Here is a 20,176-nt window from a genome sequence, read left to right as displayed (position 1 = left end):
CCTCTGCCTCCCTGGAATATACTAAGAGACAGAGGAGGTAACGTCAGGATGCTTTTACAAGATCTTTCTAACCGGCGCACGGAAATCCTGGAATTGGCTAACCGGTTTGGCCTGACGAATATCCGGGTGTTTGGGTCACAGGCACGTGGCACCGCATCTTCGCGTAGCGACGTCGATTTGTTAGTCCACGTAAGCCCCGGACACAGTTTGCTGGATCTCCTGAGTTTCGAGGGCGCGGTTGAGGCATTGCTCGGTTGCCCTGTGGACGTGGTGTCCGACCGGGGACTACCCCCGGCCATTGATGCAGCCATTCGACGGGATTGCATTCCATTATGACGGCGCGAGCCCCCGCTTATCTGACGCAGATTCTTCAGAGTCTTGATCGCATCGCGTCATATAGTGCAGAAGGTTCCCGAGCATTTTTCGAGTCCCCGCTCCTCCAAGATGGTATTGTGCATAATCTCGAACTCATCGGAGCATCCGTCAAGCAGCTTCCAGCGGAGTTGTTGGCCTCGCATCCGAACATTCCCTGGTCCGCCATTGCGCGCATGAGAGACCGTTTAGCTCATCACTATCTTGGCCTCGACTTGGAACTTGTGTGGGAAGTTGTACAGCATGACTTGCCACCCCTGAAAGATGCGGTCATCGCCATGTTGCAAACGATAAGTCAAGAACCCGCGGTGGACGTCTCTCGTCATGCTTCCGAAAACGGCCCAGGGAAGGGCAGCAACGCCTGACACCCTCTGACGCCCGGCTGATTTTTCATGAGGATCGCCAAAATCTCACCGGTAATGTTTCCGTCTATATTTCGGCCCCATGCCCCAACACACCTCATGGATTATTCGATGCTCTGGATGCAGCGGATTGATCATCAACTGCCCATGTTGTACCACCCGATTCTACCCCGGTTGCGACTTGATAAAGCTACCAACAATTCTCTATCTTCGGTCCTCATCACGTCCCGGATTGCGTCCCTCACGGGCCGCATTAGCCGTCTCCCAAGGAGGCGACTGATATTGACCATGCCCTTATTACCATTACATGACAAAGCCTTAACCTGTAATGATGCCGCCAATTTGCTCCGGGGTATCGCCGAACTCTTGGACGTCTATCCCGCTGACGGCGTGCTGCTCACCTTAACGTTAGACGCGATTGGGCCTTCTACGGCAACCACCCGTTCCGCTAAATCCGCCAAACGCTCCACGACCGCAAAACCCTAGGAATTGCGTTTGTTTCGGTTATTTCATATAATACGATTGATATGATAGGATCGTTGAGGGAAACAGAGACAGGAGAAACGATAAATATGTCAGACAACGTGCTAATCACGCCGAAAAAGCAAGATATCGAACCGATTAAGCGTGTGGCAGAAGACCTCGCAGCGCGTCCGAACTCTCATCGGCTGGTTCTGATGGATGACGCTCAGCATGACGCCGTGGATCTCCCCACACCGCTGGTTCGCGTGTTGATAGCAGCCATCCAACAGTTAGCCCAAGGGCATTCCGTCGCAATTTTGCACTACGAAGAGGAGTTGACGACGCAACAGGCTGCGGATCTGTTGCAGGTTTCCCGTCCGTTTTTGATTAAGCTGCTCGAAACGGGCCATATCCCATATCACACCGTGGGATCGCATCGTCGTATCCTTTTGAGGGACCTCATGGAGTACAAGCAGAACCGGAATCGTTTGCGTAAGGACCGCATCCATCAGATAGTGCGCGTATCGGAGAGCATAGGATTGTATGAATCGGATGATTTCGTTGAACGGGAGCCGTAAACGTGGCTTTTGTCGCATTCTTAGACGCGTGCGTCCTGTTTCCTCCGAATCTCCGGGATGTCATTCTCACCGTGGCTGAAACCGGTATCTGTCAAATCCGCTGGAGTCCCGATGTCTTGGATGAGATGCAACGAAACATTGTCAAACGCGCGAAAGTCGAAGATCCTGCCGTAGCCCAATCCAAAGCACAGGACCTTCGGCGTGTGATGGAGGACGCTTTTCCCGAAGCCATGGTAGAGCGCAACCTGTATCAACATTTCATTAACGTCATGCCGAATGACCCAAAAGATCGTCATGTGTTAGCTGCCGCCATTGCCAGTGACGCCGATATCTTAGTCACGGCGAACCTCAAAGATTTTGTTGTGCCTTCCGGATTCTGCCGGGTGAACATTCAGCACCCGGACCCGTTTCTTCGCCATCAGCTAGAGCTTGCCCCACAAGAATTTTTTAATGCACTCCAAGAATTAGCAGCAGAACGGTGTGCACCCATGGATTCGGTGCCTGCTATCTTGAAATCACTCCAAAAAACGGTGCCCGATTTTGCGTTGCAAGCAAAAGACATGCTATCTGACTACTGTCGTTAAAGACTTCTTCTTATGCAAAAGATACGGCCCAATCTTATGCAGAGGTACACATTGCCACGTTTTCGGTTTCTGTTTTTCCGTTTCTTATTATCCGACCTATAAATTTGTGTGAAAGGAGTTTTGACTTTATGAGCTTAGATTGTTATGCCATCAAAATCACAGATGCCCCCGCTAAGTGGTTCGCTGACCTTGTGCCGTCTTTACCCCCGACCTCTTTCATCCCCACGCCACCGGCTGTCATGGCAATGTGGCAAGGATACTCCCACTTCTAAAGTGGGGGAGGAATTGCCACAGACTTTTTCCTTTCAAAGTATCACCAAAGATGTGATATCGTTTTTGAAAGGCGGTGATCGTGTGGAGCTTGTGTTAACTGCAAAAGTTAAGATTTTGCCGACTGACGCACAACAAACGATGTGACAGCAAACATTACAGGCATATCGTAAAGGCTGTAATGATGTGTCGGGTGTGTGATTTACACATCAAAAAAGCTGGTTCAAGCCAGTTTGCATACCCTCACTTACCATCCGTTGCGCAAAGAGTTTGGTCTTCGTTCGCAAATGGCGCAATCGGTTACCAAGACAGTGATCGCCCGATACAAAAGCACGATGGAAAACAGCCACGACTGGACGAAAGTAGAATTCAAAAAGCCCGAACTGGATTGGGTCTGGAATCGTGACTATTCGCTGGCACAAGGCGTGTTTTCCGTCAACACCCTGGAAGAAAGAATCCAAGTGCCGTTCGAATCCCAAGGGATGAAACACTTCTTCGACGGAACGTGGAAGTTCGGCACGGCAAAAGTGGTTTATAAACACGGGAAGTTCTTTTTGCACATCCCCATGACCCAATGCATCGAAGAGACAGAATGGGAACAACTCAAAGAAATTGTCGGCGTGGATAGGGGCTTGAATTTTCTCATCGTTTATGATTCCCATGGTCAGACGTGGTTTATCAAAGGTCGCCCGATAAAAGATCGCCGTGGGCACTACAAGCAGCTGAGACGGCATTTGCAACAACGCCAAACGCCGTCAGCAAGGCGGCGACTCAAGAAGATCGGGCAACGAGAAACCCGTTGGATGACCGATGTCAATCATCAGGTCAGTAAGGCACTCGTTGAACGGTATGGCAAGAACACAGTGTTTGTCTTGGAAGATTTGACGGGAATACGCACCGCCACAGAAAAGGTGCGGAAACGGAATCGCTATGAATCCGTATCGTGGGCGTATTATCAACTGCGGCAGATGATCGAGTACAAGGCAGCCAAAGCACAATTGAAAGTGATTGCGGTGGATCCGCATTATACATCGCAAACGTGTCCGAAATGTGGTCACACCGAGAAAGGCAATCGCAATAAGAAACACCATCGGTTTGCGTGTCAGAACTGCCATTATCGGTCCCATGATGATCGCATTGGCGCTATGAATCTGCACCGAAAGGGAATCGAGTACCGGGTGGCAGTGGCCGCGCAGGCATGACCTGTGTGGCCGGGGTGTTGTCAACCACCCCACGATGTATCCCTAAGTCAAGGAAGGAGACGAAAGTCGTTCGCACTTCCGGGGAGATACAAGCTCCCATCTCTATAGATGGGAGCAGTTGACGGCAGCCGACTCGCTAACATGATTGGACAAATAACGGGTAGTCCTCTCAATAAAACTCTATTAAGCAATAACGACATCATCGACATGGCCGATGCCCTGCAAGAATGGATCGACGAACATCCTGATACCGATTGGATGGATTTCCAAAATTCCGATTCTCCCATTCCGTTCCCCACCATTGTCGGGCTGACGCAATGGTTCCAACGCTTAGCCGACCAGGGCGGCGGCCTCTACCTGTGGTGGTAACCAATCCCTTAAGCCCGGCGAATCCGCCGGGCTTTTTTTCTGTCCAAAGCGACAACAAAAAACGACGAGGCGGCTACAGCATCCTGTAGCCGCCTCTCTCACACAAAGGGGATGTCGAATGTCCTCTTTCATCATAAAATTCTTCGCCCTCTCAATCAACCCTCCCCCATCTTATCCCGAAAGGAGCACACGATGACTCGTCAAGAACGCGAAGACCTCATTCGCCAGCATCTAACCGCCCTCACCGAGCAAGATGCCTGGACCGATTTTCTACGTACCGCCCAAAAATTTTGGCACTATTCCTTGGCCAATCGCCTGTTAATTTGGGCACAAATGCCTCAGGCGACCCGCGTCGCCGGCTTTCACACCTGGAAAGCCCTTGGACGTTTCGTGAAAAAAGGCCAGCACGGCCTCAAAATTCTGGCGCCCATCATTGTCAAAACTCCCGATCCCTCCGAACCCGAGAACCCCGATGCCGCCCTCCCTCAATTGAAAGGCTTTCGCTGGGTCACCGTGTTCGATATCAGTCAAACCGAAGGCAATCCTTTACTCCCTCTCGATCCGCCACTTCTCACTACTGCCACGTTCACCGACACCCTTACAGCGCTCATCGAACACAGTCCCATTCCCGTCCAGTTCGTGTCCCCCGAAATCTTACCGACCGGAGCCAACGGCGCCTATATTCGCGCAACGCAATCCATTCAGATTCGCCAAGATTTAGCTCCCGATCAGCAACTTAAAACCCTGCTCCATGAATGGGCCCACTACGCCGGTCTCAATGAATCTCATGACGAAACCTGGGACCGGTCCTGGGAAGAATGCGCCGCCGAATCCACGGCCTACCTCATTGCGCAATCCCTCGGATTAGACACCGCCGTTTATAGCGCGGCCTACCTCGCCGGCTGGTCACACGCACAACCCGACCGACTTTGGCAGTTACTTGATATCATTCAGCACCGGATCGATTGCCTGACCTCATGGATTCACGCCGCTCAACAAACTCCTGCTTCGGCTCTCATCTCTTGACAGATGTCTCTCCCTTATGCGAGGTTATCCGTATGACGACCCCATTTTCTTCGTTTGATGATCCAATTTGATGATCCAACCTGTGACGACGGGCTGAACGCCCTCACCACCATTCCTCCGTTAGACGCCGCCACCACGCGCCAATATCTGGAAGCTGCGGCCCACGGCGACCAACACGCTCGCGCTCTCCTCATCCGTCACAACTTGCGCCTGGTCGCCCATATTGCCCAAAAATACCGGGACCGTGGCTTGCCGTGGGACGACCTCTTTCAATAGGGCGTCATCGGCCTCATCCACGCCATTGACAAATTTGATGTCACCCAACAGACCGCCTTAAGCACGTATGCTGCCTTCTGGATTCGCCAAGCTATCCAACGCGCGATGGACAACGAAAGCCGGCTCATTCGCTTACCCGTCCACGCCGTGCAACAGCTGACCGCATTGCGCGACAGCGAGGACGAATCCCATTCGCTCAACGACCTACAACGCGCCATGCTGGCCGCCGACCACCCCTGGCAATCCTTAGATGAACCCGCCAGCACGGCGGACAGCGACGATCCCTTAGCCGCGATTATTCCCGCCAGCGACCCGTCCCCGGACGATGTGGTCATTGCCCGCGACCACCAAGCCCGTATTACCCAAGCCTTTCAGATGCTGCCCACCCGCCAGCGCCGGATTGTCATGGCTTGGCTCGGCTGGCCGGATCACGAACCCCAAACCTTTGCCGCGATTGCCCGCCAAGAACACCTCTCATCCCAACGCATTCAACAAATCGTCCACGAGGGCCTCACCCGTCTCCGGCAACACCCCGACCTCTATGCGTTATTACGCAGTGCGGCCCAGTCCTAACGCATTTGCTATAATAGACTGTATCAAGCTCTTTCAGTTCGACATCATCCGCATCCACGCCATTTTGGACATCCAACGAAAAGAGACAACGATAATGTGGCCATCAGCCTATCGGACCCGCCATGGATGGCTTTTTGCCGCCTTAAGCGCGAGCTTTTTCTTTGCCACGGCCATGGTTTATACGACGCTTTACCACCATACCGGTCTGTTGCGCCTTACGCTCCACCCCGTGCGCCTCTTTGCCATCGGCGTGCTGTTAGGCGGGTGCCTAGCCGCATGTATCGTCACCCGTCTCTTTAAATTTCTGAACACCGCCCGGAGGCCCGATCATGGATCACACTAAAGCCTACCAAATGCTCGGATTAGACCTTCTCCAGCCCTATACCGCCGAAGACGTCCATCAAGCCTTTCGCCAAGCTGCCATCCAATTCCATCCCGACCGGTTTAAGACGCCGACTGAGCGCATTCGCGCCACGGAAATTCTCAAACAATGCAGCACTGCGCGGGACCTCTTGCTCGACAGCTTACGGCAGACCACGACCTATCGTGCCACAACCGCTGACACAGCTTAACACCAGTCTCCGCACCAGTCTCCACATCCTCGCACCAACAGCATGCCCACCGAAAGAAGCGCTATAATCGCCGGTGTTCAGCGTGTCTATCATTGGTCTACGCCGGCCCTATCGGATGGGTCCTTTGGACGCTCTCCCTGCTCCATCAGGTTCTGGTTTACTCGGCCCTCATCCTCTCGTCGCTCTCGTGGCTCTCATTCATCCCGCCCGGCGCCGTACTGTTGTTGAGCACCATCGACGTCCTCCGCCATTTCCCCACACCGCGCAAACCGTGGCGAGAACGGATCCGGTTCTGGGGCAATATCATTGGCAAACTTCTCCTTGTCGGAACGCTTCTCCTGCTGATCGTTTATAGCTTGATGACCGTCCTCATTCTCTTTTTTGTCATCGCTGTCATTCGTCGTCCTCTTCGTTGTCATTCTGGGTAGTTTAACCTACAAGATAATCTTTTCTAGGCTCAGCCCTATCAGTGTGAGTCTCGCTGGCCATGTCATGCATCCCTTAGCCGGACGAATTCCTCTCATCATAAGCCTCAGTATGGCGAACACCACGGTGGCTCTTCATCTCACGCATGCCCTACGCCCAACGGATCAGACGCTCATCATCATGCAAATCATCCGGCAGCATACGCCACCTGGTTATGCCCTCGCCGTGATCAGTGTCATTCTCACACGGCATCCGATCCAACCCGGTTCTCTCCCGGTCGTTCCCCTCTATCGTGCAATGTATGTGACTAAACCGCATCCCCACCAGCCAATCTCTCATCACCCCTCTTCGGTTTAGCCAACCCTGACGGTTTGGCTAGGGTTTGCGAGAAATTTATCACTCAACCCGTTCGCGATGAGATTCCCTATCATCTCCAAGCAATCTGTGTCCTCTCCATCGCAATGACCATGAGTTCCCTCATCGATTAACAAAGACTCATCCCGTAGCCTCAAGATGGCGGGATAAAAAATTTTTTGAGGTTTTTTCCCACATCTCAACTTTCTCAGGTAAAGACTGAGCCTTTTGCCTTGAGCTATGCCGCTTTGCGGGCTTTTTGATCGGAGCTGGACTTCTGGAGGCCGTCGATCCGGTCGCGGAGTGGGGCCGGGAGCCTTTGCAGAAACGCTTGATAGAGCGCCTCCACTTGGTCGGGTGTCAAATCGAGCGTGTCGCGCAGCGCCGCCTCGAAGGCGGCCATGATCTGATCCCAGACGATGGCCCAGGTTAAATCGACCAGCTCATCCACCATGACAAAAAACAAGGACCCGATGGAGCGCAAATCCTGTTCCGTGCGCGTTTCCTCGGTCAAAAAGAGATAACGCCAACAGACTAAAGTCGTGTGTGCAATCAAGGCATCATAGGATCGACTCTGAAATTCCCGGGCCAGTCCCAACAAGGATTTGCTGACTTTGAAGAATGTTTCAATGTCCCATCGTTTCCCATACAGCCGGACGATTTCGTCGTCGGGCAGACGGATCTCGGTGCACAGCAATGCCAGCCATTCCCGCGAATGACCGCGCCGATCGCGGATAAACACGAGTTTGACCGGCAGGAGTCCCCCCGGAGTGGGGAGATGCACCACGACTGATCCTTGCAGTTCATGACGACTCCACGAGCGGCGCAAGGCCCGATAGATCTGCGACAAGGTGAGGAGCCGTCCCTGCCAGACATAGCGCAGGGAGCTATTTTTGAGCATGCCAATAACCTCACACCCGGTCTCGTCCACAATGCGACGGATTAAAGTGGGCGTGGTAAACCAGCGATCACAGACGACATACGCGGCATGCAATCCGTTCTTCAGAGCCTGCTGGATCAGCCCCACAGCTACCGTGGGGGCGGGCAACAGCGCTTCTCGGCGCCGTGCGGCGCCGGGACTCCGCGACGGAATCCCAGCGTGGGCCGGTTGACGCTGGTCGACTTTTTGCGTGGTCAATAAGGCAAAATCGGACGGAATAATCGTCTGGCCATCGGTCCAGACCAGCACCAGCCACCGAAATCCCCGGCGCATGCGCTGAGCGGCATGGTCAAAGAGAGGTCCCATCAGTTCGACTCCCTGGCTCCGGGAGCGATCATACAGGCTATCATCCAAGGCGAAGACCGCGACGTGCTGAGATAAGGGCCGCACATGCCGATAGACCTCTCGCGCCACGTGACTTAAAACGCGGCGCCAATTCCAGCGGGGGTCATTGAGGAAACGGTAGATCACGTCTTTGCCGAATGGCACGGCGTCGGATTGGCGGGTTTCCAACCACCGCCAGAAATTCCGCTGGGTGAAGATCAGGCCGAGGAGACACGGTACCACGATACGGGGAGCGATCCCCACCGCAGCTTTATGGATGCCTGCCGCATGGAGAATGCGGGCGAAGCCGATCGTCGAGAGGAACTGAGAAAGTGTTGACTCCGGATGATTTTGTGGTATCATTATCTTGCCTCTTTCTGGTTAATTTTTGTTGGACACCTAAATTATACCAGAAACGAGGCGTTTTTTGTTGTCAAACGGTCAGGAAAACGCCAAAAATCGTTTCCTTGACAATGTTTTCGGACACTTTTCTCCTGCGAAAGTTGAGCCACATAACAATACCAAACAATACTAAACAATACTAAACAATACTAAACGCAATGATAAAATATTAAATGATACGGGAAATCACTAATGAAATCAAGGGTTTTAGGTTGACATGCAGGGCGAAATTTTTTAGAATAATCTTCACAAGAACAACTGTTCTCTTTCTGTATTCGTTCCATCAATTTCTCATTCCCATCGAGGAAATACTCCATTTTCTTAAGGAGGATTGATTGTGGCTCGTCAAATAACACCCCTCACCCAGAAATCAAAAATCGCACGATTCCGACCATCCAAATCGGCCAACGTCTGCTCATTCCCCTAAACTGGGTGCAGAAACAGCAACAGATTACAACGCCATCAGAACCTTTGTCAGCAATACAATCCGTGTGATAACACTGGTTGACTCTCGCTCGCATGATTTTTCTACGATACATTAAGGAGGCCCCATGGTCTTATGCGATTGTGGCTAAAAATCGTTCCTCAAACTCAGCCTTTTTCCCTCTCCACGGCTTATAACCATCTGCTTGCCGCGTTTTTCTACCAAGCTCTCCCCCCAGACGTTCAAGCCTTTTGGCACCGCACCGATCACGGCGTGCACCGTATTCACCCCTTTAGCTTTTCCCGAATCCTCACGCCGTTTACAACCATGACGCCTCACCAGCTTCATTTCGATCAACCGCTCATCATCGCCATTTCCACCGCCGATGAGACATTAGCCCAGCATTGGCTCCACACATTCACCACACAACCTTCTCGCACCTTGGCCAATCAACCTATTCTCATTGACACGGTACGTGTGGAAACCTATGACGCCCCGACCTCCACCGTCCTGGGCTTATCCTTATCCCCTATCACAACCTATTACACTCCTCCCGGCCAGTCTCAAAAAATCTATGTGGGGCCCCATGACCCCCAGTTTGCAACCTTGCTTTATCGCAATCTCACCACCAAATGCCAGCAATTGCTCCATCGCGATCCCCTGGAACCTCTGCACTGGCATCCGTTACAACTAACTCATCACGTAATTCATTACAAACACGCCGCCATCTCCGGCTGGCACGGCACCTTTATGCTCTCCGGTCATCCCCGCGATTTGACCTTATTGTGGCAGACAGGTCTCGGACCGTTAGGATCTGCCGGATTTGGCTTGTGGGAGGCACGCTGGCATGATTGATCAATTCATTCAACTCGGACAAGTCCTCGCGGCATCTCTTCCGCCCGACCAATTAACCAATTATATCACCCAACCCCTCACATTAAAGGAACCCCAAACCGTTGGCATCTTGCATATTCAAGCCAACGGCACGATAACCTTGGAAATCAGCGAATGGCACAATCATCCGCATGCCGAACGGGATTGGTTTTGGATGGATTTTGAAAATCACGAAAATCAACAAATCAATGCGATTGTCAAACCCCAAAATCTCTATGGGTTACTCATCAGCCTGCCCAAAATTTTCAATGCACATCGTGCTCACCAGCCTGATGATCCCCAATGGCACGCCTGGCGCACTACGCTAAACCGCCATTCCATAGTCTTAAAAGATTTTTTAAGTCAATGGGAAAAACCCTTACCGCTCACATCATCCAAAAAATCTGTCAATCTTCTCAACATCTTCCCACTGGTAGCTCAAAGCTCGCTAAGCTGTGATGCTATTCAAACACTGATACCCAAAGATCGAAATGTTAACACATTTCTGACCTCTTTGATGGACGAAATTTTTAAACAACAATTTAACAATCAAAAACCCGATTATTGGGCCTTAAAAATCGACGGCACCCTCCTCGCTCAATCTCCTCTCTATCGCCAATACGCCTTCGATTTTATGACCCATCCTTCTCATGACACAACATACTTTCAGACCACCTGCTGGAACTGTCACCAAAATAAACTCTGTTCTATCAGTAATATTCGCTTTCGACTCAAATTCTTCTCAACATCCGATCCCCGCAGTCATTTAGCCTACAACGGATATCTTGACAATTTAAATAAAACGCGACCTCTCTGCGATGACTGCTATGCGTATGCCAAACTCGGCGAGCAATACCTCTTACACGATTGGACTATCGCACTCTATTACAATAAGTCCAACAAAACCCGTTATGATTTGGTCATGGTGCCTCGCCTTCTGCCATCGGTCCTGTCATCCCAGGCGTCGCCACTTCCTCGCAGCATCGTCACATTTACCCCACGCGACGCCACACCCAGTCAACTTACGCAAAAACTCATGCAATGGTCCGATCAAGTCCCATTACTGGCGCTCGATGGCATGATTCTCGAAACGCCTATGCGTAATAGCACCGACTTAAAATTTTTTCATGCGATATCGCCCATCGATCCGGCACGGCCCGAACACCTTGACACGATTTTCTATCATGTCACGCAATTATGGACGCGGACCCATCAAATCCCTATCCATCAAATCACTTGGGAATCTCTGCCTGTCATCTGTTTAGGATCTCATCATCCCGATCTCATGTTTACTACATGGAGCCGCTATTTATTACCTGATATTTCTCTGCAAGCCCACTCTCCACAATCGTTTTTTCAACACTTTACTGAAGCCACAGTTCACCACATAGCCAAACTCTGGTTGGACAACACCGTGTCCGATCCCTATCGCATATTGCGTCTGTTATCCCTTGTGACGCTTACGTATCTTTTTCATTACGCTTTGGAGGTGTTTTCCCCTATGCCAAGTCCTATCGACATTCCTCAGATTTTGCAACAAACCTATGCGCCCCTTCCGCCCGACCAATTACCCGAAAGCGTGAAATATTTTATCGAGCTAATGCAACAAAGCCATTTCACCCCGACCCAAATCGGCCTTTTCGCCCTCGGAGAAATTATGGGCATCATCAGCGCTCAACAATATCGCGAATTAAAAAGCACGCCCATTCTCCGGGCGATTAACGTCCAAGGAATGAAAAACACCCAAATCACCCAATTGGCCACCCTTCTTATCGGCAAATGTCGGGATTATGACTGCTTCCATACCACGGCCCAATATTTTTGGTCGATTTTTCAACAGCTGTGGCTCGACCAACCACCCAATCCACGGCAACAGACCAATCCTTGGGAAAATGTACTGTTCCCGCTTTTAGGCTATGCCCACTACCGTCTACACAAGCAACCTGCTCAATCTGCTCAAACTGAACACGAGGAGGACACCCCCAATGACTAACACGGATTTCAACACGCCCATTACCCACAATAGCGATTGGCTCTTTTTATTTGATGGCACCCACACTAATCCGAATGGCAATCCCGACGCGGACAATCAGCCCCGTATTGACTGGCAACCGCAAGGCCCCATTGCGCTCAGTTCCGATGTGCGCCAAAAACAATTCGTACGCCAAGTCATTCAACAATGGATGTCTGATGCCCAACACGCTCAGGGCTATGACATCTTTGTCAATCGCCAAGCCTTTAGCGAAGTCGTCACCGCGCAAAAACGCTTTGAACAATTTCTGAAAGAGAATCACCTGGCTAGAGCCCCGTTAGAAGATAAAATCGCCGCATTACTCCATCGCTATATCGACATTCGATGGTTCGGCGTTCTGATTCCTTTAAAGGGCAAAGACAACAAGAATACCAACACAAAAAACTCTAAAAAAGACTCACCGTCTAAAAACAACGCCCAGAATGCTAAGCAAAATCCAGAAGTTTCCCAAATAAAAATGGAAGACCTTTCTGGTCAAAATTCCGCAACAGAATCACCTGCTGATAACCCTGCTCCCAATGATGTGGACAGCCCCGCCATTGATATCCCCTCAGATTCTCCATCACGTTCTGACAAAGGCGATGCCATCGTCAGAATCGGTCCCATCCAAATCACCTGGGCGACATCTTTGCATCCCGTTGAACTCTTATCGCATACCTTAACGTCAACATTTGCTTCAACCGACAATAAAAATCAAGGCACCTTTGGCAACGATCACCGCCTGCGCTATGCCTTTATGGCCTCCAGCGGCGTCATTAACGTCGCTCGCGCGCAACAAACGCTTCTCACCCCGTTGGATGTCGATTTATTCGACTTTAGCCTCATTCACGGGTTTGCTCTCGTTCCGAGTCGTAGCAAAATCGGCTTAGCCTCGCGCTTTTATCTCCGCATTGAATATCGCGATCGGTTTACCACAGCCGGCGATTTACGCGAACGCATCCACCCTGTCATCTCCACGAATGAACCGACGCGCTTAGCCGATGTGCAAATGGATCTCATGCCTTTGATGGATTGGATCACCGACCATGCCGAGGCTATTGAACACGTCTGGTATTGGCACGATCCCATCCAAACCCCGTTAGATGCTGCATCCCAGCAAGCGCTGCACGCGCATCCGTTGTGTCAGCCCTTAGACATGAACCACTTGCGCAATACATTCCTGAATCCCCCAGTGCGATCCATGACCGCATCCAAATAATTTGTGATCAGGAGGTCTGGCGCATTATGTTTTCTTCATCGCTCCCCCTCCCCGAGACGTTTATCGTCTTCGACGTCTCGGGGTCCATGGCTCAATTTCGTGAACCCGACACCAATGCCGTCGCCCGCACATTTCCCCTTCCCCCGCGTCCAACGGTGTTGGGGATTCTCGCCGCCATTTTAGGCTATGACCGCAATAGCTATTACGACGATATCTTGTCCCCAACGAAGTGCTGGGTTCACACAGAATGCTTAACGCCTTATCATACGGTCGTGCAAAAAGTGCAACGCTTTCAAAATAACCCCGACGCGCCGATCAATTTTGTCACCGAGCAATTTCTTCGACCCGATACCGACACGTTACGCTACCGCTTCTGGATTGGTCTGCGTGATCGCACTATCGCTCACAAATTGCTGAACCGCATTCACCACCATCAACCGGTCTATCCGATTAGTTTAGGTCCTGCCTATTGTCTCGCCACTCTTCATGACGCGGTGTATGCCACGGCTCACATCACACAAGACGCCGGACCCGTTTGGGGCCTCGTTCCCGTGGACACCATTCAACCCGGTAGCTTAAAACTTACGCCCTCGCTCATCACCTTAACCCTTCCCTATCACTTTACAGCCCAACGCGAGGGCACAAACAAACGCTTTCTCTACGATGTCTATGGACACGCGATCGATGCCGCATATACCGTACCCCGAATCCAATTATCCGCCGTGCTCCATCACGAGGAGGTAAGCCGCTGTGTTATTTTTCCAGAAAGTGCAGGATAGTCCCCAATATTGGGCCCATTCACCCGAATATGATGCTCAAGGCCACGGGCATCCCGCCGATCCGCTCATCGTGCATCTCATCCAAGTCGCCCATGACGTCGCCCACCTCGCGCAAACGCTCAGTCCGCATCTGGTGGCGGCGGCCTGGATTGCCGGCGCCTGCCACGACTTTGGCAAATATACCCCCGCCTTTCAAGACTATATTCACAACACACGCCAAGCCTCCGACGCCACGCAACATGCATTACTTAGTGCTTTTTGGGGAGCCTATCAGGCCCTGGCCAATCATTTACCCGACCCGTGGCCCTATGCGATTTTTACCGTCATTCGCCGCCACCATGGCAATCTTCACAATCCTGAAGAGGATCTCCATCATCTCGCCCATTCCACACTCTTACCCACCCTGGCTGCACAGATAGCCGGCATCTCACAATCTTGGCCCACTATCGCACCGGAAACCCAGCAATGTCTTTCGGAAGCTGCACGCTGGCATCTCACCTGGGACAATGATTGGCCGAAATTTGCCCAACTCTGGCAACATCCGACACAAAGTCCGCTCATGAAAACCTTACGCCGCCAAAGCTATCAATTAAGCACAGACAACCATCTTGCATGGCCAGATGTGTTCCGTTTGTTTGCCATTTTACTCGATACCGATAAACGCGTATCCAGTCGGGAACGGCTCCCCGATCCGCAGCCTCTGCCTTCGTATGCCCAATGGCAGACCGCGCATACCGCGTTAATCGCATCCCATCAAAACGACCGTCTTGCGCCCTTTCGTCAAACCGTGCGCGAGACCGTCTTAACCCGATTACGCCAACACCCCGACCACCCTCTTTATACCCTCACCGCTCCAACAGGCAGCGGCAAAACATTGACCGCCTTAGAAGCCGCACTGATTTTACGAGAACACCTCCAATGGCAGGGACCCATTATCTATGCCGTGCCATTTGTCACGTTAACCGAAGATATTACCGCGCAACTACAACGCTGGCTGCAAACATGCTATCACCCCAATGACAACGCCCATTTCGACCCAACCCCGTGGATTCTTCGTGATGATTATCTGGCTCCGTCATCACGACACAACACACCCAATGATCACGAAACATTAACGGTCGAACGCTACCATCAATGGCTGCCTCGATGGCACAGTCCCATTATCGTCACAACATTCGTTAAACTCATGCAAACGTTAATGAGTCCCCAAAATCGCGGGATTCGCCGCTTAGTGCGACTGCATCAAGCGATTATTATTGCCGACGAAGTTCAATCGCTGCCCGCCGAACATTGGCCCATTTTCCGGCAATCCTTTATCACCTGGTCCCAAACCTTACCCGCTCGTTTTCTACTCATGAGTGCCACACAACCCCACATTTTTTCGGACACGGATACACAGAAACCCTACGAACTCTTTGGTCAACCGCTGCCATCCACAGTACCTGCCCGTACCCACATGATTTATCACGATACGCCGTGGACACCCGATGACTTAGCTCAACAGGCTTTACAAGACTTGAATCGTTATCCCCATACCCTCATTATTGTCAATACGCTGAGCGCCTCCGCCCAAGTCTTTCAAGCCCTCACCCAGCGTTTGGCCGCGCAGTCTCCACGCAACGTGACAGTGCGGTATTTGAGCACGCTGATTCCGCCACAAATTCGCCGCGCCCGGCTTCGCGATATCAAAGCTCATTTACAAACACCTCATCCAGATCAACATCCTCTCATCGTAGTGGCCACCCAAGTCATCGAAGCCGGTGTGGACGTGAGCTTTCATCGCGTATTCCGCGAACTGGCCCCGTGGGACGCACTCATCCAAGCCGCAGGCCGGTGTCAACGGCATGGACAAACCACAGACACGCCACCGGGTCCTGTTCACGTCATGCCCCTGATTATCAACCAACGTCACCATTGGGGCGCCATCATTTATGGCCCCGTCGCGATGGCCGCTACGCAAAACATTCTTCAACACCATCAAGGCCCGTGGACCGAAAAAGAATATCCGCAACTTTTAGACCAGTATTATCGCTATTTAGCCATCAATGGCACCCAATCCGCAGACAATTGGCAAGAGGCCATGCGTTCCTGGCATTTCGACTATCTCAACACCTTACAAATTATTCAAGAATCCCCATCCCATTATCGTGTGCCGCTGTTTGTTGCATGGAATACTGAAGCCGATCACGTCTGGCAACAATGGCAAACTCAGCACCATGCTCCAGATTTCTGGCAATGGATCGTGAATATCCCATTCGCCCATCACAAAACCCTTGGCGCCCAATACATTGACCCTATCCTGCCGCTCTATTATCTGTCACCCGAATGCACACGACCCACATATACCCAAGAACTGGGGTTAGCACAGGTCTTACTGGATCAAGGAGAGACCATCATTTGGTAAATCTGTGACTTCTTGGGGATTACCCCGCCTTACGGCGGGGTATTTTCCACTTCGTCATCCTTATGTGTCGTCGATCGGCAATCGCGCAAAAATACCGGAGGATCGACGACACACCCAAAAACCGGGAAACCCTGATGAATTCTCGCTTTCTCAGTGCGACTCATTATCATCGCCAATAATTTCCATTTACTGTACAATATATAGGTCATATAATTTAAAGTGTAAATGGGTTTCTAGAGTGCCTATAAGGCTTCAAAATGTGCATCCCGTTCTCGCGAAAGGCCATCATCTCATCGGTTTCTAGAGTGCCTATAAGGCTTCAAAATGCTCATGGTGCTGTCCCTCCTAGTGTCACGGGCAAGGTTTCTAGAGTGCCTATAAGGCTTCAAAATTCGTATGACAGGGAGGTTGCCCCACTGCCCAAAAGGTTTCTAGAGTGCCTATAAGGCTTCAAAATAGTACGGGAGCAACGAAGGGCAGCGCCCGCATTATGTGGTTTCTAGAGTGCCTATAAGGCTTCAAAATCCCCAACGGCTAAAGCGGCCTGACGACGTGCTCACGGTTTCTAGAGTGCCTATAAGGCTTCAAAATCGAGAAAAACCGGCTATGCGAGAAGTGTCTGGCGGTTTCTAGAGTGCCTATAAGGCTTCAAAATAAAACGCATTTGCCGGATGTCCTGAGCGGATTAGCTGGGGTTTCTAGAGTGCCTATAAGGCTTCAAAATATTTCATTTATCCAGCGATTTTAATGACTTTTTATTACGTTTCTAGAGTGCCTATAAGGCTTCAAAATCCAGCAAACCTCCAATTATCGTGGGTCGTCGGCGGGTTTCTAGAGTGCCTATAAGGCTTCAAAATTCGTTCATGGCTTCGGTTAAAAAGCGTTGCCTTGGCGTTTCTAGAGTGCCTATAAGGCTTCAAAATGAGACCGCGGTCTTGTGGTGGATGATCCGTGAAAATCGTTTCTAGAGTGCCTATAAGGCTTCAAAATATACAAATCGTAATCATACTGACTTGGTGCATTCAGGTTTCTAGAGTGCCTATAAGGCTTCAAAATCTGAACATGTAAACCAAGGATTTTCCATACAGTTTCGTTTCTAGAGTGCCTATAAGGCTTCAAAATGAATATCACGTCGAACGGGATGCCGCGATTATTCGTTTCTAGAGTGCCTATAAGGCTTCAAAATGGACAAACGTGGAGCCCTGCGGTGCCGTCCGGGGAGTTTCTAGAGTGCCTATAAGGCTTCAAAATACGTAAACCAGCCGTCTATCCGATACCCGATGGTGTTTCTAGAGTGCCTATAAGGCTTCAAAATCCGTCGATAATTTTTTTCATGGTATTCGCTCCTTCGGTTTCTAGAGTGCCTATAAGGCTTCAAAATTCGGTTTCCATGCGTGTCCCTCCTCGTATAAAGATATTGGGCTTGGACCTGCTTCTTAGGAAGCACGGCCCATGGGATTCGGTGGAGTCCCTGGCCAGGGACTCCACCGAAACTCGAGCCCGATCTGGAAATATTTGTCTTGCTCCGCAAGACCCGGTCGATGATCCTGGATTGGATCCGGACGACTGCCGCGAGTTCCTCCTGCCTCGAGGGACACCCGAAAGGGTGCAGAAGGCTTTGAAAGACTGCGGGGTCGACCGACGGATGGGAAGCTAACGCGCGGGTTGCCGCCCTCCACCGAGAGTACCGCTGGCACCGGTACCGTCGCACAACTCGGAGGAGCGTGACGGCTAATGACGAGGTGGCATAGCCCATCCGTGGGCATCGACCGGTTCCCTTTCCGGATCGCGACGAAAACGTCGCAACCCATTCTCGAAAGGAGGTGTCTCGCATGTTTTCTACCCTGTTTGTTGGCGTCGATGTGAGCCAAGCAGAACACGTCGTGTGTGCCATGACCGCTGAGGGTCAAGTCTGGGCACGCGTCCGCGTGCCCAATGACCGACCGGGCATTGAGCAGCTGATCCAGTGGATGAAGACGCAGGCCGCTGAATTCGATCGGCTCGCCGTGGGTTTGGAATCCACGTCGGTCTATCACTGGCCGCTGTTTGAGGCGTTGACCCAGGCCGAAGGGTTGCACCGATGGCAGCCCCAATGGTTTCTCATGAATCCCAGTATTGTGCAGGGATTTCGCAAAACATACGTCGACCGAGCGAAAACCGATCCCGGCGATGCGTTTTTGATTGCGGATACCATCCGGTTTGGACGCCTGCGCCCGGCGCCGGCCCCCGATCCTCGCTACACGGCGTTGCGGGTTGTCACGCGCCATCGTTTTCACCTGGCGCAGACCGTCTCGCGCGAAAAAAGCCGCGCGTTGAATGAACTGTTCTGTCTGTGGGGGGGATATCGGGCGACCGCCAAAGATCGCGATCAAGCCTTTTTTTCCGATGTCTTTGGTCGCGCATCGGAATATGTGTTGACCCCATAGACCCCCGATCGCTTGGCCACCACGCCCTTGGCCACCCTGGCCGAAGAAATTGCCCAAATCGGCGGCGCGGCGCTGAAAGCGCCGGACGACATCGCCCAGACACTGCAACGGTTGGCCCACAAGGCCTTTCGTCTGCGGCCCAAAGAATCGGAAGCCCGCCAGTTCAGTCTGGTCATGCACTGGGATACCATTCGCCTGTTGGAAAGCCAAATGCGCCAACTGGACAAAGCGATCGCCCGCGATTTGGCCGCCATCCCTCAAACCGTCACTGCGATCGACGGCATCGGTCCGGTATTTGGAGCGGGCATCGTGGCCGAAATTGGGCCCATAAGCCGGTTCCCTTCCGACGATGCGGTCGCCAAATATGCGGGTCTGACGTGGCGTGCTCATCAATCGGGCACGTTCGACGCGGATGATCGACCGCTGACGCGGTCGGGTAATGCCTACTTGCGGTATTACCTGATCGAGGCGGCCGACCGGGTTCGTGTGCGCGACCCGGAATTCGAAGCCTTTTACATCCGCAAATATCGCGGCGCTACCCACCACCCTCACAAGCGGGCGTTGGTGCTGACCGCACGCAAGCTGACCGGCGTGATCTACGGGCTGCTGACCCGAGGTCAACTTTATGATGGAAGGAGATTTGGTTCGTAACACCGTGGCCCCATAGGTCATTGCCAGTTCCTCCCTGCCATTTACTGGTTCATTAGAACCGGTTAATGGAATGATGCCTTTTTTCGCCCTGCGAGTGAAAAAATAATGCTTGACTTTTTACCGCGGGTCTTCTGCCGACATCGTTTCTAGAGTGCCTATAAGGCTTCAAAATTGCTGAACAGTAGTTATGGTAAAACCATTATGCGTCGTTTCTAGGATGCCTATGAGACTTCAATATAGTTCATCAAGTTCGTCAAAGATGAGTAAGCTTCAACTTCTACCCCCCTATCGGTTTTG

General features: G+C 51.7%; 22 protein-coding genes and 1 CRISPR repeat array. Of the genes, 20 read left to right on the top strand and 2 right to left on the bottom strand.

Annotation, left to right across the window (positions count from 1 at the left end; translation table 11 throughout):
- Window positions 1–48: 48 nt before the first annotated feature.
- The 12 genes from AOA63_RS01490 (at window position 49) to AOA63_RS01435 (ending at window position 6,646) form a co-directional block, all read left to right on the top strand.
- Window positions 49–336 (top strand): nucleotidyltransferase family protein, encoded by a 288-nt coding sequence (locus AOA63_RS01490; RefSeq protein WP_053958047.1) that lies wholly within the window; start codon window positions 49–51, stop codon window positions 334–336.
- Complete coding sequence (locus tag AOA63_RS01485) at window positions 333–737, top strand: HepT-like ribonuclease domain-containing protein (protein ID WP_082343672.1); 405 nt, start codon at window positions 333–335, stop codon at window positions 735–737. The genes AOA63_RS01490 and AOA63_RS01485 overlap by 4 nt, the downstream gene beginning before the upstream one ends.
- A gap of 54 nt (window positions 738–791) precedes the next feature.
- Window positions 792–1,220, top strand: coding sequence for a hypothetical protein (locus AOA63_RS19225; protein ID WP_053958046.1), 429 nt, complete (start codon window positions 792–794; stop codon window positions 1,218–1,220).
- Between the two features lie 86 nt (window positions 1,221–1,306).
- Complete coding sequence (locus AOA63_RS01475; protein WP_053958045.1) at window positions 1,307–1,774, top strand: helix-turn-helix domain-containing protein; 468 nt, start codon at window positions 1,307–1,309, stop codon at window positions 1,772–1,774.
- A gap of 2 nt (window positions 1,775–1,776) precedes the next feature.
- Window positions 1,777–2,358: a PIN domain-containing protein gene (locus AOA63_RS01470; protein ID WP_053958044.1), complete on the top strand. Its 582-nt coding sequence runs from the start codon at window positions 1,777–1,779 to the stop codon at window positions 2,356–2,358.
- A gap of 467 nt (window positions 2,359–2,825) precedes the next feature.
- Complete coding sequence (locus AOA63_RS01465) at window positions 2,826–3,830, top strand: transposase (protein WP_347474745.1); 1,005 nt, start codon at window positions 2,826–2,828, stop codon at window positions 3,828–3,830.
- A gap of 108 nt (window positions 3,831–3,938) precedes the next feature.
- The gene (locus AOA63_RS01460) at window positions 3,939–4,199 is read left to right on the top strand and encodes a hypothetical protein (RefSeq protein ID WP_053958043.1); all 261 of its coding nucleotides are present in this window, start codon (window positions 3,939–3,941) and stop codon (window positions 4,197–4,199) included.
- Window positions 4,200–4,391: 192 nt separating this feature from the next.
- Window positions 4,392–5,225, top strand: a complete 834-nt coding sequence (locus AOA63_RS01455; RefSeq protein ID WP_053958042.1) for an ArdC-like ssDNA-binding domain-containing protein — start codon at window positions 4,392–4,394, stop codon at window positions 5,223–5,225.
- A gap of 57 nt (window positions 5,226–5,282) precedes the next feature.
- Window positions 5,283–5,501 carry a hypothetical protein gene (locus AOA63_RS19220; protein WP_139061447.1) on the top strand — a complete coding sequence of 73 codons (219 nt, stop codon included), beginning with the start codon at window positions 5,283–5,285 and terminating at the stop codon, window positions 5,499–5,501.
- 6 nt (window positions 5,502–5,507) lie between these two features.
- Window positions 5,508–6,074: a sigma-70 family RNA polymerase sigma factor gene (locus AOA63_RS01445; RefSeq protein WP_082343671.1), complete on the top strand. Its 567-nt coding sequence runs from the start codon at window positions 5,508–5,510 to the stop codon at window positions 6,072–6,074.
- Window positions 6,043–6,417 carry a hypothetical protein gene (locus AOA63_RS01440; RefSeq protein ID WP_139061446.1) on the top strand — a complete coding sequence of 125 codons (375 nt, stop codon included), beginning with the start codon at window positions 6,043–6,045 and terminating at the stop codon, window positions 6,415–6,417. The genes AOA63_RS01445 and AOA63_RS01440 overlap by 32 nt, the downstream gene beginning before the upstream one ends.
- Window positions 6,404–6,646 carry a DnaJ domain-containing protein gene (locus tag AOA63_RS01435; RefSeq protein WP_053958038.1) on the top strand — a complete coding sequence of 81 codons (243 nt, stop codon included), beginning with the start codon at window positions 6,404–6,406 and terminating at the stop codon, window positions 6,644–6,646. The genes AOA63_RS01440 and AOA63_RS01435 overlap by 14 nt, the downstream gene beginning before the upstream one ends.
- 194 nt (window positions 6,647–6,840) lie before the next feature.
- Here the strand turns inward: AOA63_RS01435 and AOA63_RS01430 are convergent, their stop codons facing one another.
- Window positions 6,841–7,065, bottom strand: a complete 225-nt coding sequence (locus AOA63_RS01430; RefSeq protein WP_053958037.1) for a hypothetical protein — start codon at window positions 7,063–7,065, stop codon at window positions 6,841–6,843.
- A gap of 52 nt (window positions 7,066–7,117) precedes the next feature.
- Between AOA63_RS01430 and AOA63_RS01425 the strand changes: the two genes are divergently transcribed.
- A complete protein-coding gene (locus AOA63_RS01425) occupies window positions 7,118–7,429 on the top strand; it encodes a hypothetical protein (RefSeq protein ID WP_139061445.1) in 312 nt (103 codons plus the stop codon).
- Window positions 7,430–7,664: 235 nt separating this feature from the next.
- Here AOA63_RS01425 and AOA63_RS01420 read toward each other — a convergent pair whose 3' ends face one another.
- Complete coding sequence (locus tag AOA63_RS01420) at window positions 7,665–9,053, bottom strand: IS4 family transposase (protein WP_053958035.1); 1,389 nt, start codon at window positions 9,051–9,053, stop codon at window positions 7,665–7,667.
- A 598-nt stretch (window positions 9,054–9,651) separates the two neighbouring features.
- On the opposite strand from AOA63_RS01420, the gene cas6 reads away from it, so the two are divergent.
- The 7 genes from cas6 to AOA63_RS18775 all read left to right on the top strand — a co-directional run bounded on the left by cas6 (window position 9,652) and on the right by AOA63_RS18775 (window position 19,879).
- The gene (gene cas6 / locus AOA63_RS01415) at window positions 9,652–10,371 is read left to right on the top strand and encodes a CRISPR-associated endoribonuclease Cas6 (protein WP_053958034.1); all 720 of its coding nucleotides are present in this window, start codon (window positions 9,652–9,654) and stop codon (window positions 10,369–10,371) included.
- Window positions 10,364–12,382 carry a TM1802 family CRISPR-associated protein gene (locus tag AOA63_RS01410; protein ID WP_053958033.1) on the top strand — a complete coding sequence of 673 codons (2,019 nt, stop codon included), beginning with the start codon at window positions 10,364–10,366 and terminating at the stop codon, window positions 12,380–12,382. Before cas6 ends, AOA63_RS01410 begins: the two co-directional genes overlap by 8 nt.
- Complete coding sequence (locus AOA63_RS01405; RefSeq protein WP_053958032.1) at window positions 12,375–13,619, top strand: type I CRISPR-associated protein Cas7; 1,245 nt, start codon at window positions 12,375–12,377, stop codon at window positions 13,617–13,619. Before AOA63_RS01410 ends, AOA63_RS01405 begins: the two co-directional genes overlap by 8 nt.
- A 26-nt stretch (window positions 13,620–13,645) precedes the next feature.
- A complete protein-coding gene (cas5, locus tag AOA63_RS01400; RefSeq protein ID WP_053958031.1) occupies window positions 13,646–14,398 on the top strand; it encodes a CRISPR-associated protein Cas5 in 753 nt (250 codons plus the stop codon).
- Window positions 14,370–16,802, top strand: coding sequence for a CRISPR-associated helicase/endonuclease Cas3 (locus tag AOA63_RS01395; protein WP_053958030.1), 2,433 nt, complete (start codon window positions 14,370–14,372; stop codon window positions 16,800–16,802). Before cas5 ends, AOA63_RS01395 begins: the two co-directional genes overlap by 29 nt.
- Window positions 16,803–17,031: 229 nt before the next feature.
- A CRISPR array of direct repeats spans window positions 17,032–18,183; the repeat unit is 30 nt; unit sequence GTTTCTAGAGTGCCTATAAGGCTTCAAAAT.
- A 451-nt stretch (window positions 18,184–18,634) separates the two neighbouring features.
- A complete protein-coding gene (locus AOA63_RS18780; RefSeq protein ID WP_082343668.1) occupies window positions 18,635–19,228 on the top strand; it encodes an IS110 family transposase in 594 nt (197 codons plus the stop codon).
- 12 nt (window positions 19,229–19,240) lie between these two features.
- Complete coding sequence (locus tag AOA63_RS18775; protein ID WP_082343667.1) at window positions 19,241–19,879, top strand: transposase; 639 nt, start codon at window positions 19,241–19,243, stop codon at window positions 19,877–19,879.
- Window positions 19,880–20,176: the final 297 nt, after the last annotated feature.

It is taken from the genome of Sulfobacillus thermosulfidooxidans, assembly GCF_001280565.1.
GTDB lineage: Bacteria > Bacillota > Sulfobacillia > Sulfobacillales > Sulfobacillaceae > Sulfobacillus > Sulfobacillus thermosulfidooxidans_A.
Note: the sequence above shows the minus strand (reverse complement) of the source record. Positions and strands in the feature narration are given on the sequence as shown.